Source organism: Streptomyces sp. NPDC096324 (assembly GCF_044763015.1).
GTDB lineage: Bacteria > Actinomycetota > Actinomycetes > Streptomycetales > Streptomycetaceae > Streptomyces.
The window spans coordinates 425489-437664 of record NZ_JBIWFK010000005.1 but is presented as its reverse complement, the minus strand read 5'-3'; the positions used below and the strand labels follow the sequence as shown (position 1 = coordinate 437664).

11 protein-coding genes are annotated in these 12176 nt (G+C 72.3%); 5 read left to right on the top strand and 6 right to left on the bottom strand.

The genetic code is table 11. The features are described 5' to 3' along the window. Positions 1 to 327 precede the first annotated feature (327 nt). Genes ACIQ7M_RS16045 through ACIQ7M_RS16030 form a run of 4 tightly spaced genes read left to right on the top strand, consistent with a single transcriptional unit; the run spans position 328 to position 4280 of the window. Positions 328 to 651, top strand: coding sequence for a hypothetical protein (locus ACIQ7M_RS16045; RefSeq protein WP_355760583.1), 324 nt, complete (start codon positions 328 to 330; stop codon positions 649 to 651). 45 nt (positions 652 to 696) lie between these two features. Continuing rightward, positions 697 to 1518, top strand: coding sequence for a hypothetical protein (locus ACIQ7M_RS16040; RefSeq protein ID WP_355760586.1), 822 nt, complete (start codon positions 697 to 699; stop codon positions 1516 to 1518). 18 nt (positions 1519 to 1536) lie between these two features. Further along, positions 1537 to 3513 carry a fumarate reductase/succinate dehydrogenase flavoprotein subunit gene (locus tag ACIQ7M_RS16035; RefSeq protein WP_386983116.1) on the top strand — a complete coding sequence of 659 codons (1977 nt, stop codon included), beginning with the start codon at positions 1537 to 1539 and terminating at the stop codon, positions 3511 to 3513. Beyond that, positions 3510 to 4280: a succinate dehydrogenase/fumarate reductase iron-sulfur subunit gene (locus ACIQ7M_RS16030; protein ID WP_355760592.1), complete on the top strand. Its 771-nt coding sequence runs from the start codon at positions 3510 to 3512 to the stop codon at positions 4278 to 4280. Before ACIQ7M_RS16035 ends, ACIQ7M_RS16030 begins: the two co-directional genes overlap by 4 nt. Before the next feature lie 57 nt (positions 4281 to 4337). Here ACIQ7M_RS16030 and ACIQ7M_RS16025 read toward each other — a convergent pair whose 3' ends face one another. After that, positions 4338 to 4661, bottom strand: coding sequence for a hypothetical protein (locus tag ACIQ7M_RS16025; RefSeq protein ID WP_355760594.1), 324 nt, complete (start codon positions 4659 to 4661; stop codon positions 4338 to 4340). A gap of 257 nt (positions 4662 to 4918) precedes the next feature. Between ACIQ7M_RS16025 and ACIQ7M_RS16020 the strand changes: the two genes are divergently transcribed. Further along, positions 4919 to 6517 carry a hypothetical protein gene (locus ACIQ7M_RS16020; protein ID WP_403644194.1) on the top strand — a complete coding sequence of 533 codons (1599 nt, stop codon included), beginning with the start codon at positions 4919 to 4921 and terminating at the stop codon, positions 6515 to 6517. 245 nt (positions 6518 to 6762) lie between these two features. Here ACIQ7M_RS16020 and ACIQ7M_RS16015 read toward each other — a convergent pair whose 3' ends face one another. From ACIQ7M_RS16015 to ACIQ7M_RS15995, 5 genes are all read right to left on the bottom strand, one after another. Continuing rightward, positions 6763 to 9570 carry a SpoIIE family protein phosphatase gene (locus tag ACIQ7M_RS16015; protein ID WP_403644191.1) on the bottom strand — a complete coding sequence of 936 codons (2808 nt, stop codon included), beginning with the start codon at positions 9568 to 9570 and terminating at the stop codon, positions 6763 to 6765. Positions 9571 to 9817: 247 nt separating this feature from the next. After that, positions 9818 to 10279, bottom strand: a complete 462-nt coding sequence (locus ACIQ7M_RS16010) for an ATP-binding protein (protein WP_355760603.1) — start codon at positions 10277 to 10279, stop codon at positions 9818 to 9820. A gap of 76 nt (positions 10280 to 10355) precedes the next feature. Next, positions 10356 to 10763 (bottom strand): (deoxy)nucleoside triphosphate pyrophosphohydrolase, encoded by a 408-nt coding sequence (locus ACIQ7M_RS16005; RefSeq protein ID WP_403644183.1) that lies wholly within the window; start codon positions 10761 to 10763, stop codon positions 10356 to 10358. A gap of 45 nt (positions 10764 to 10808) precedes the next feature. Next, positions 10809 to 10991, bottom strand: coding sequence for an SPOR domain-containing protein (locus ACIQ7M_RS16000; RefSeq protein ID WP_355760609.1), 183 nt, complete (start codon positions 10989 to 10991; stop codon positions 10809 to 10811). Positions 10992 to 11280: 289 nt separating this feature from the next. Beyond that, positions 11281 to 12033, bottom strand: a complete 753-nt coding sequence (locus tag ACIQ7M_RS15995; protein ID WP_403644179.1) for a GntR family transcriptional regulator — start codon at positions 12031 to 12033, stop codon at positions 11281 to 11283. Positions 12034 to 12176 lie beyond the last annotated feature (143 nt).

The following is a 12176-nucleotide window of genomic DNA, read 5'->3' as shown; positions in this document are numbered from 1 at the left end:
AACCGAGCCACCGGTCCGCATCCGGAATCGCGCCGGCGGCAGTCCCGCCGGCGCGTGGCCGGGCGGTGCGCACGCGGGGGTACGGCACCGACGCCCCGTCCCCCGGGCCGTCCGGCCTGCCCCGCGGCCCTTCGATCCGCTCCCGGGCGCGCGGGGAATTCGACCGGCGCGCGGGCGGAGGAGGAGGCGCACAGCGTTCGTTCTGGAGCGTGACGGCCTTCAATCCGTGCACACGCCTTCACAGGGGACCTTGTGACGCGCAACACTCGCAGGCGCATGAACGTTGCCGCCTGAAGGCCGCAGGGCCCACGGAAGTGAGGGCAAGTCATGTCCGTGCACGACGACCTGACGTCAGTCCAGCGCTGCCTCGACGATCTGCAGCGGTCGGTGCGGCGCCTGGAACAGCAGATGGGCACCGGTCTGGAGATGCGCCGCGTGCGCGCCGACGCCGACCACCTGCGGGAGAGCCTCGCGCTGCTGCGCGAGGCCGCCGGACCCTCCCCCAGGCGCCCCACCGGGCCCGGGCCGGCGGTGTCCGCCTCCGACAGGCTGCCCGACCTGGTGACCGTCTCCGACACCCCGTACGACAGCTCCTTGTGGACCGATTCCGACGACGAGGGTCTCGGCGCGCACCACGGTCCCTCCCACTAGCGCCCGCGACACCGGCGCACCCCCGAACCCGACCGGAGTGCGAAGTTGGCCACTGGTACGGAACCTCATCTGAACAGCGGCGGTGTACGAACGGGTACGCGCGCCGCGATCGCCGCCCCGCATCTGCGGACCGACCGCTGGTGGCTGGCGCCCGCCGCCACCGCGGCCGGGTTGCTGGCCTTCATCGTGTACTCGACGTGGCGGGCCTTCTCGGACACGCACTACTACGCGGCGCCCTACGTCTCGCCGTTCTACTCGCCCTGTCTGGCCGAACGCTGCGGGACGATGCGCTCGGGCCCGAACGCGGACCTGTTCGGGAGCTGGTGGGCCATCTCCCCCGCCATCATCATCCTGGTCTTCCCGCTCGGCTTCCGGCTGACCTGCTACTACTACCGCAAGGCCTACTACCGGGGCTTCTGGGCGAGCCCGCCGGCCTGTGCGGTGGCCGAGCCGCACAAGAAGTACACCGGCGAGACGCGCTTCCCGCTGATCCTCCAGAACATCCACCGGTACTTCTTCTACGCGGCCCTCGTCGTCGCCGGCATCCTCACGTACGACACCGTGCTCTCCTTCCGCGACGAGCACTACGCCTGGGGCCACATGGGCCTCGGCACGCTGGTGTTCCTGGTCAACATCACGCTGATCTGGGCGTACACCCTCTCCTGCCATTCCTGCCGGCACATCGTCGGCGGGAAGCTCAAGCACTTCTCCAAGCACCCCGTGCGGTACCGGATGTGGCAGTGGGTCGGGAAGCTGAACGCCCGTCACATGCTGCTGGCCTGGGCGTCGTTGGTGAGCGTGGCACTCGCCGACTTCTACGTGTACCTGGTCGCGTCCGGCGCCTTCGACGATCCGCGCTTCTTCTAGATTGGGTGGAGCCCCCTGATGTCCGTGGTCGACCGACAGGAGTGGGACGTCGTCGTGGTCGGTGCCGGCGGCGCCGGACTGCGTGCCGCGATCGAGGCACGCGAGCGCGGCGCCCGTACGGCGGTGATCTGCAAGTCGCTGTTCGGCAAGGCCCACACGGTGATGGCCGAGGGCGGCATCGCGGCCGCCATGGGCAATGTGAACTCCGGCGACAACTGGCAGGTCCACTTCCGCGACACCATGCGCGGCGGCAAGTTCCTCAACCAGTGGCGGATGGCCGAGCTGCACGCCCGCGAAGCACCGGACCGGGTCTGGGAGCTGGAGACCTGGGGCGCCCTCTTCGACCGGACGAAGGACGGGCGGATCTCGCAGCGCAACTTCGGCGGCCACGAGTATCCGCGCCTCGCCCACGTGGGCGACCGCACCGGCCTCGAACTGATCCGCACGCTCCAGCAGAAGATCGTGTCCCTCCAGCAGGAGGACAAACGGGAGACCGGTGACTACGAGTCGCGCCTGAAGGTCTATCAGGAGTGCACCGTCACCCGGATATTGAAGGACGGACAGCGGGTCTCGGGGACCTTCTGCTACGAGCGGGAGTCGGGGCGCTTCTTCGTCCTGGAGGCGCCCTCCGTGGTGATCGCCACCGGCGGCATCGGCAAGTCCTTCAAGGTGACGTCCAACTCGTGGGAGTACACGGGCGACGGACACGCGCTGGCGCTGCTCGCCGGGGCGCCGCTGCTGAACATGGAGTTCGTGCAGTTCCATCCGACCGGCATGGTCTGGCCGCCGTCGGTCAAGGGCATCCTCGTCACCGAGTCGGTGCGCGGTGACGGCGGGGTGCTGCGCAACTCCGAGGGCAAGCGGTTCATGTTCGACTACATCCCCGACGTCTTCAAGGAGAAGTACGCGCAGTCGGAGGAGGAGGGCGACCGCTGGTACGAGGACCCGGACCACAACCGGCGTCCTCCGGAGCTGCTGCCGCGCGACGAGGTGGCGCGGGCCATCAACTCCGAGGTGAAGGCGGGCCGCGGATCACCGCACGGCGGAGTGTTCCTCGACGTGTCGACCCGGATGCCCGCCGAGGTGATCCGGCGCCGACTCCCCTCCATGTACCACCAGTTCAAGGAGCTGGCCGACGTGGACATCACGGCGGAGGCGATGGAGGTCGGGCCCACCTGCCACTACGTGATGGGCGGTATCGCGGTCGACTCGGACACGGCCGCGGCGCGCGGGGTGCCCGGGCTGTTCGCGGCCGGCGAGGTCGCGGGCGGCATGCACGGATCCAACCGCCTCGGCGGCAACTCGCTCTCCGACCTGCTGGTGTTCGGGCGCAGGGCCGGGTGGCACGCGGCGGAGTACGCGACCGGTCTCACCGGGGAGGACACCCGTCCGCCGGTGGACGACACGCAGGTCGACGAGGCCGCCGCGGAGGCGCTGCGGCCCTTCTCCGCCGAGGGACCCGAGTCCGTCCCCGCCGCGTCGGCCGGCGGCGCGCCGGCCGTCGGCCCGCAGCCGCCCGAGAACCCGTACACCCTGCACCAGGAGCTCCAGCAGACCATGAACGACCTGGTCGGCATCATCCGCCGCGAGGGCGAGATGGAGCGGGCCCTGGAGAAGCTCGCCGAGCTGCGGGTACGGGCGCGCCGCGCCGGGGTGGAGGGCCACCGCCAGTTCAACCCGGGCTGGCACCTCTCCCTGGACCTGCGGAACATGCTCCTGGTCAGCGAGTGCGTCGCCCGGGCGGCGCTGGAGCGCGCGGAGTCGCGGGGCGGCCACACCCGTGAGGACCACCCGGCGATGGAACGTTCCTGGCGCCGGATCAACCTGCTGTGCCGGCTCACCGACCCGACCGGCGGGCTGGCCGTCACCGACCCGGTGGCCGGGCAGATCGACCTGGTGAACGAGACCACCCAGCCCATCCGCCCCGACCTGCTCGCCCTCTTCGAGAAGGAGGAGCTGGTCAAGTACCTCGCCGAAGAGGAGCTCTACGAGTGAGCAGCTACGAGGCCCGCTTCAAGGTGTGGCGCGGAGACGTGAAGGGCGGCGGCCTGGAGGACTTCGGCGTCGAGGTCAACGAGGGCGAGGTCGTGCTCGACATCATCCACCGGCTCCAGGCGACCCAGGCTCCCGACCTCGCCGTGCGCTGGAACTGCAAGGCGGGCAAGTGCGGTTCGTGCTCGGCGGAGGTCAACGGCAGGCCGCGGCTGATGTGCATGACGAGGATGTCGGTGTTCACCCGGGAGGAGACGATCACGGTCACCCCGCTGCGCGCCTTCCCGGTCGTACGGGACCTGGTGACCGACGTCGGCTTCAACTACGACAAGGCCCGCGAGGTGCCCGCCTTCGTGCCGCCGGACGGTGTCGGACCCGGCGAGTACCGGATGATGCAGGAGGACGTCGACCGGTCGCAGGAGTTCCGCAAGTGCATCGAGTGCTTCCTGTGCCAGGACACCTGCCATGTGGTCCGTGACCACGAGGAGAACAAGCCCGCGTTCGCCGGACCGCGCTTCCTGATGCGGGTGGCGGAGCTGGACATGCATCCGCTGGACGCGGCCGCGGACTCCGGCCTGGACCGCAAGCGCACGGCCCAGGAGGAGCACGGTCTCGGCTACTGCAACATCACCAAGTGCTGCACGGAGGTCTGCCCCGAGGGCATCAAGATCACGGACAACGCGCTGATCCCCCTGAAGGAGCGGGCGGTCGACCGCAAGTACGACCCGCTTGTGTGGCTGGGATCGAAGATCGGCCGACGGCGGACGTAGGCGAGGGCCCGAGCGGGGCGGGGGCGGCGCGCCGTCCCCGGTCCGCGCATGCCGCCGTCACTGCCCTTGGGTGTCCGGCGGGGCCACGGGGCGCCGGCCCGGGTGCTGCGCCATCATCTGGACCACCTGGCTCGCGATGAACAGGCCCATCCCGCCCAGGGCGTAGGGCGTGAAGTCGGCGTCGGGTCCCTGGAACGGTCCGAGGAACATGAACAGCGACCACCCCACGGCCCCCGCCAGCGCGCCCCAGCCCCACAGCTTCGGGCGCACGACCCTGCGACGCGCCCACGGCGGGATCCAGTGGTTCGCGATGGCCGCGATCCCGAGGCCGGCCTGCGCGACGACGATCAGTGCGGCGAACCCGACGAAGTACCGGTGCATCGAACCCCCACTCCCCCGCGTGCCGGACAGGGGCACGTGTCGTGATCATCGCACGCGGGTCCAGGACCGTCATCGGACGGTGGCGTCCCTCGGCGAACGCATCGCGCGGAGCCCCGTAGGGCCCCGGGCGGTGAGGGCGCCCGCGAGAACGACCCCCGCGCCCCTCCCGTACACCCCGATCCCTCCCGTACCCCAACTGCCCCCAACTCCTCGTATACCGGTCGCGGAGGCGCTCGAACGGCCATACGCTCCCAAATGTGACGTCGCCCCTGAGCCGCAGCCGGTCGCGCCGGGTCCCGTCGCACATAGCCGTGCGGGTGGCGCATGCCGTGCTCGGGGGGCTGGTCGCGATGGGCTGGCTGGTGCTGCCGCTGGCGCGGGCGGGAGCCGACGCCCCGGTGGCCCGGGCGCGGGACACGGGCGTCGCCGCCCGGCCGGTCACGACCGCGCAGGACGGGACGACGACCGGCGATCTCGTGCCGCCCCTGGTCGCGGTCGGCGCCGCGGGCGCGCTGGCCGCGTACGGCTACGGGCGCCGCAGACGGCGGGCGACGACCCGGACGACACCCGGCGGCGACCCCGAGGTCACTCCCCTGCACGAACTCGACGCCCAGGCGCGGCGGTTGCTCGTCGAGACCGATGACTGCGTACGCGTCGGGGCCGAGGAACTCGCCCTCGCCGAGGACCGGTCGGCGGGCGACGCGATCGAGCCGTACGTCTACGACCTGAGGCACGCGGAAGCCGGACTCGCCGCGGCCTTCCGGCTGCGGCAGCGGCTCGACGAGACGGAGGCCGCCGGCGTGGACCCGGCCCAGGACGAGAGTGAGCGCAGGGAGGTCCTGGAGGAGATCGTCGCCCACTGCCGGGAGGCCGGGGAGCGGCTGGACGCGGCGGCACCGGGGCTCGACCAGATCCGGGCGCTGGAGCGGAACGCGGTGGCCGCGCTGGAATCCGCGGAGGCCCGCTTCCGGGAGGGCGCCGCGCGGATCCGCGGCGCCGAGGCGACCCTCGCCGAGCTCCACGAGCGATACGCTCCCGCCGCCTCGCTCCCCGTCGCCGGCGACGCCGAACAGGCCAAGGACCGGCTCCTGTTCACCACTTCTCATCTCAACCAGGCGCGCCAGTACGCGGACCGGGGCGACGGTGCCAAGGCGGCGGCCCATCTACGGGCGGCGGAGGGGGCGTTGGGGCAGGCCTTCGACCTGGCGAACGGCGTGGAGCGGCTGGCGGCGGAACTGGACTCGGCGGCGGCCGGACTGCCCGCGGCGATCACGGCGGCGGAGGCCTCGTGGAACGCGGCCCGGGCGCTCCCGGCAGAGGCCCGCGCCGGACTCGTCGGGCGGCTCGGGCACGCGGAGGCGGTGCTCTCAGCGGTGCGTCACGAGACGGCCGCCGGGCCCCACGATCCGCTGGACGCGCTGCGCCGGGTGACGGAGGCCATGGCGGGTCTGGCCGGGACGGGTCCGGCCGGGACAGGGGGCGACGACATCCCCGACGGGCACGGCCAGGCGCTGCTGCCCGCCCGCAGCGCGCTCGCCGGGGCCGCGTGCTTCATCGGCACGCACCGCGGGGCGGTGGGCAGCGAGGCGCGGACCCGGCTGGCGGAGGCGCGGCGGCTGCTCGGGCCGGGGTCCGTCCCGCTCTCCGAGGTGCTGCGGGCCGACGACCTCGCCCGTGAGGCGCGCCGGCTCGCCGAACGGGACGTGCGGGCGTACGGCAATCCCTCGGGCGGCCGCGGGGGCGCCGGGGCGGGCGGCGCGGTGCTCGGCGGGATCCTGCTGAGCGACGGCGAGGGCGGCCCGATGAGTTACGGCGGCCCCCGCACCCGGGGTCGCCGGGGTGCGTTCTTCACCTGACCCGCCGGACGGGCACCCTGGTGGGACCCGAGCCGCAGCCCTCAGCCGCGGCTCCCAGCCCCAGCCGCAGCCCTCAACCTTGGCTCCCGGCCGCGACTCCCAGCCTCCGCCGTCAGCCCTCAGCCTCGACTCCCAGCCTCCGCCGTCAGCCCTGCGCCTCGACTCCCAGCCCCCGCAGTCAGCCCTGCGCCTCGACTCCCAGCCCCCGCCCTCAGCCGTCATCGTCAGCCCTCAGCCCTCAGCCCTCAGAACAGGCTCAGCAGCGCTTCCGCCGGGTCCGTGAGGCCTGTCTCGCCGTCCGGCAGGGGGAGTTCGAACCACACGGTCTTCCCGCGCGGGGTGCGGCGGGAGCCCCATCCCGCGGAGAGGAGGCCGACGAGCTGGAGACCCCGCCCGCCCTCGTCGGTGTCGCGGGCACGGCGGCGGCGCGGCTGGACGAGCCCGGCGTCCCAGACCTCGCAGACGAGCGTGCGGTCGAGGAGCAGCCGCAGTCTGATCTCGCCCTCGCCGTAGCGCAGGGCGTTCGTCACCAGTTCGCTGACCAGCAGTTCCGTCGTGTCGACGAGCGGCTCCAGGTCCCAGGCGACGAGCTGGGCGCGGGTGTACTCGCGGGCCCGCCCCACGCTGCGCGGCTCGCGCGGCAGGGTCCAGTCGCCGACGGACTCGGCGGGCAGTCCCTGGACACGCGCCATCAGCAGGGCGATGTCGTCCTCGCCGTGGTGGGTGTCGAGGGTGTTGAGGACGTGGTCGCAGACGTCCTCCAGCGGCCGGGAGGGGTCGGTGAGGGCGCCCACGAACGCCTGCAGTCCCTCGTCGAGGGGGTGGTCGCGCGATTCGACCAGGCCGTCCGTGTAGAGCGCCAGCAACGCGCCCTCGGGCAGTTCGACCTCCACCTCCTCGAAGGGCTCGCCGCCCACCCCGAGCGGCATCCCGGGCGGCACGTCGAGCATCAGCGCGGTCTCACCGGGCTCGACCAGCACGGGGGGCAGGTGGCCCGCGTTGGCGAAGGTGCACCGGCGGGTCACGGAGTCGTAGACGGCGTACACGCAGGTCGCGAGGTACACCTCGGAGAGGTCGGCGTCGCGGGGCTGACGGGCCGTGCGGGTGGCCTGCTGGACCCCGCCGGGGGTGCCGAGGCCGCGCGCGATCTCGTCCAGCGCCGAGAGGACCTCGGCGGGTTCGAGGTCGAGCAGGGCCAAGGTGCGTACCGCGGTGCGCAGTTCGCCCATCGCCACGGCGGCGCGCAGTCCGCGGCCCATCACGTCGCCCACGACGAGGGCCGTGCGGTGGCCGGGGAGTTCGATGACGTCGAACCAGTCGCCGCCGACCTCCGTCGCCGCGTTGCCCGGCAGATAACGGCACGCGATGTCGAGGCCGGAGGCCTCGGGGTCGCCCGGGGGCAGCAGGGACCGCTGGAGGATGAGGGCGCGTTCGTGCTCGCGGCGGTACAGGCGCGCGTTGTCGATGCAGACGGCCGCGCGGGCGGCCAGTTCCACGGCCAGCGCGCGGTCGCGCTCCCCGAACGGCTCGCTGCCCTTCGTACGGGAGAACTGGGCGAGCCCCACGACCGTGTCGTGGGCGACCATCGGGACCGCGAGCGTCGACTGGATGAGGCCGCCGTCGTCGGCGGGGATCTGCTGCGGCCGGGCGGTGCGCAGGGCGTCCGCGCAGGGCGAGTTGAACGGGAAGTGGTGCACCGCGCCGACGGCCACGGGTGCCGGACCGCCCGCGAAGGGCGCGTCGGAGACGGCGCTGGCGAAGGCCACCCGGCGGAGTTCGGCGCTGCCGTCCGCGAGTCCCGGCGGGGTCTCGTCGCCGGCCAGCAGCCCCTGGTACAGGTCGACCGTCGCGAGGTCGCAGAAGCCGGGGACCACGACGTCCAGGAGCTCGCGTGCGGTGGTCTCCAGGTCGAGGGAGTTGCCTATGCGGGCGCCCGCCTCGTTCAGCAGGGCGAGGTTGCGGCGGGCGGCGGCCGCTTCACGGGCGGCGGCGCGGCGGGAGGTGATGTCGGTTCCGAGCCAGGCGATACCGATGGGGCGGCCGCTGCCGCTGTGCACGCGGTAGAGGTTGATGGACCAGTGGCGGCGCTCGTCGGAGCCGGGGACCTGCCCGGTGACGTGCATGTCCGTGATGGAGTCGCCGGTTTCGAGGACCCGGCGCAGGACCGCCGTCACCCGCTCGGCCTCCGCGTGCGGGAGATAGTCGTGGACGCCCTTGCCGCGGTGGTCGTCGACAGTGCCGCCGAAGATCGAGGCGAACCGCTGGTTGGCGCGCCGGACCTGGAGATCGGTGTCGATCAGCAGGAAGCCGAACGGAGATTGACCGAAAATAGCCTGCGAGGCGGCGAGGTCCGTCTCGATCGTTCGCAGGGTGCGAACGTCCACCACGATGCACACGGCGGCCCGCTCGCCGTGTTCGGTGGTCGTCGGCATCACATAGACCTCGGCGAGGCCCTCCCTGCCCCCGGAGTCCTCGGAGCCCTCGTCGGCGGGTGTACGGAAGGGCACGAGCCCGGTCCACTCGCGGCCGTCCAGGATCTCCGCCATCTTCCGCTGACCGGACTCGCGCCGGTCGGCGGGGACGAACGCCTCGATGGGATCCATGCCGACGGCCCGCTCCGCCGGGATGCCGAAGATCTGCTCGGCCCGCAGGCTCCACTGGTCGACGAGCCCGTCGGCGCCGATGGAGAAGGAGGCGGCCTTGATGTAGTCGTAGATCGAACCGGGCGGACTGCTCTGCCACATGGCGTCACCCGGCAGCTCGCCGGCCTCGCCCATCTCGCCGGTCCGGTCGACGTCCGGACCCGGGGCCGCGGCGTCCGCGTAGTCCCTGTCGTCGTCGGCCGCGTGATCGGCAGTCGCCTTCGCGGCGCCGTCCGACGCGTGGTCCGCGGCGCCGTCCGATGCGTGGTCCGCGGTGGTTTCCGCGGTGGCGTCCGATGCGTGGTCCGCGGTGTCGCCGGGAACCGCGCGCGCGACATCGCCCGCCTCATCGGCCCTCGCGCCGTCCGACGGGTCCTCGGACTCCGTGGCCTTCGCTGGTATCTCGCTCACGCGAACCGTCCCCTCCAGCTCACCGCGTCCGGCACCGGTCACCGGGGGCGGCTGCCCGCAGTATCCAGCACTACGGTGCCGCGCGACACGGTGTTCACGATCACAGCACGGTCCCGATGGTTTTTGGACCGGCCGCGACATACTCCCAGTCTTCTAACCAGGTGGCACCCCGTCGAACCGCACAAGGCGACACCGGTCGGGAGCGTGATCCGGCCGCTCGCCGCGCGGGCGCGCCGGCCCCGGCGCCTCAGTCCGGTACGGCCAGCTCGAACCAGACCGTCTTGCCGGTGTCCGCGGGCCATGTGCCCCAGCGTCGGCAGGAGCCGGCCAGGAGCTGGAGTCCGCGTCCGCTCTCGTCGGAGGTGTCGGCGGACCGTTCCCGGGGCGGGTCCGGCAGCGGGTCGGAGACCTCGACGCGCAGAGCGCCCGGTACGTCCTCGGGGCGTACGAGACGGACGCCGATCGGTCCCGTGGCGTGCCGGAGCGAGTTCGTCACCAGTTCGCTGACCAGGAGTGCGGTGATGTCGCCGAGGGATTCGAGGTCCCAGTCGCGGAGCTGTCCCCGGACGACGGCGCGGGCGGTGCGGACGGCACCGGGCTCCGCGGGAAAGGTCCACTCGGCGCAGTAGCCGTCAGTGTCGATCAAGCCGATCACTTCCCAGACCAGAAACCCCACCCCTGCCCGGTTTCGGGGGGTTAAGGGGCACATACCCGGTATCGGTGGAGCTTTACCGCGCCCGGGGCACACTATGGCGCGAACGGCGCACAAGGGGGCACTCGGGTCGTCAGGCGCCCGGATCGAGCCACGGGAGCGCGCTCTTGACCGCCGGCACGTCCTGGTCCAGCCAGTCCACGTCCCAGATCTCCTCGGCACTCAGCCAGCGCAGTTGGTCGTGGTCCTGGAGGGGCTCGGGGTCGGCCGAACCGGGCAGCAGCCGGGCGGCCCACACCACCAGGACGTATCCCGGCTTCAGCGGCCACTCCCCGGGGACGCGCTCCAGCGCCCGCGTGTCGATGCCGAGCTCCTCGCGCAGCTCGCGCACGAGGGCGTGTTCGGGGGTCTCGCCGGGTTCGACCTTGCCGCCCGGAAGCTCCCAGCCACCGGCGAGGTCGGGGGGCGCGCTGCGGCGGGCGGCGAGCAGGCGTCCGCCGCGCACGAGGGCGCCCGCGACCACCACGATCCGTTCCGTCATGCGCCGGAGCCTACGGGAGCGGGACGAGGTCCGGCTCCCGGCCGATCAGTGGGTTCCGTTCGGCCCGATCCGCTCGACCCAGTAGAGCTGCTTGTGCCCGCGCGCGTCGAGGCTGTCCGCGATCTTCTGGGCCTCGGCCCGGGTCGCGTACCTGCCCACGCGATAGCGATTGCCGTTGTCGTCCTGCCGTATGACGAGCCAGGGAAGCGTGATCGTGCTGTCGTTCATAGCGCCCCTCCACTTCCCGCCCCGGGCCCCCGTCGAACCCCGCATTCCATCGAAACCGCAATCCGCATATGCCCGAGCGTACGCCTTACCTTCACGCAGCGAACACGGGTTTACACAAAGAGGTACGCAACCGGCCAGTAAGGAGCGTCGGCCCGGGGGGCGCGCGTCGCCGAACGCGCCGCTCACGACTCCTCGCGCGCCCGCGAGCAGGGCGAAGTCGTTCCCCGGCCCCTCACTTGAGAAAGGCCAGATTCCAACCGGGCTCACGAGCGGGCCGGGTGACGCGCGGTCACTTCACCGGCAGGTGGTAGGCGATCCGGTAGCGGTCCGCCGGGACCACCACGTCCGCCGTCTCCACCGGGCGGCCCGAGGCGTAGAACGTGCGCTGGATGACGACGACCACGTGCCCGGGCACGCCGCCCAGCGCCAGGAGTTCCTCGGCGAGTCCGGGGCGGGCGCCGACCTCCTCGGTGACGTTGTCCACGATCACGTCGATGGCCGCCATGCGCTCGACGACACCCATGCCGCCGAGCGGGCCCTCCTCGGGGAGCATCACCGGCGTACGCCCGGTCACGGCGAGCGGCTCCCAGGACGTGGAGAGCATCATCGCCTCGCCGCCGTCGCGGTAGACGTAGTTCGTGCACATCACGCGGTCGCTCGGCTGGATGGCCAGCCGCTCGGCGATCGCGCCGCTCGCCTCGACCTGCCGGCTGCGGGACTCCCAGGTGCCGCGCACCCCGAAGTCGGCCTGCTCCTGACGGAAGGGGGTGGCACCGCTGTCCGGCCGGTATCCGGAGCGGGCCACGCGGCGCGGCACCGGCCGCTCGCGGACGTACGTGCCCGAGCCGGAGCGGCCCTCGACCAGGCCCTCGGCCATCAGCACCTTGCGCGCTTCCAGGGCGACGGTGTCCGAGACTCCGTACTCCTCGCGGATCCTGGCCTGCGAGGGGAGCCGGGTGTGCGGTGGCAGCGAGCCGTCGACAATCTTCTTGCGGAGATCACCCGCGACGCGCAGATACGCCGGCTGCTCACCGAATGTCACTTAGCCGCTCCCATCAGGTTGTACAGACAGCAACAGCGTGGCAACCGTGGGTTGTGCCATGCAAGCGAAGGCCAGAGAATCACTCGAAGTGATGACGCGCGCCCTTGAGGGCATTACGCAGGCACTTTCTCCCCACTGTGGCC

Excerpts from the sequence above, each read along its gene's own strand:
- ACIQ7M_RS16000 (WP_355760609.1), bottom strand. The coding sequence starts at position 10,991 with ATGAACGACAGCACGATCACGCTTCCCTGGCTCGTCATACGGCAGGAC.
- ACIQ7M_RS16035 (WP_386983116.1), top strand. The coding sequence starts at position 1,537 with ATGTCCGTGGTCGACCGACAGGAGTGGGACGTCGTCGTGGTCGGTGCC.
- ACIQ7M_RS16045 (WP_355760583.1), top strand. The coding sequence starts at position 328 with ATGTCCGTGCACGACGACCTGACGTCAGTCCAGCGCTGCCTCGACGAT.
- ACIQ7M_RS16005 (WP_403644183.1), bottom strand. The coding sequence starts at position 10,763 with ATGACGGAACGGATCGTGGTGGTCGCGGGCGCCCTCGTGCGCGGCGGA.
- ACIQ7M_RS16025 (WP_355760594.1), bottom strand. The coding sequence starts at position 4,661 with ATGCACCGGTACTTCGTCGGGTTCGCCGCACTGATCGTCGTCGCGCAG.
- ACIQ7M_RS16010 (WP_355760603.1), bottom strand. The coding sequence starts at position 10,279 with ATGTGCCCCTTAACCCCCCGAAACCGGGCAGGGGTGGGGTTTCTGGTC.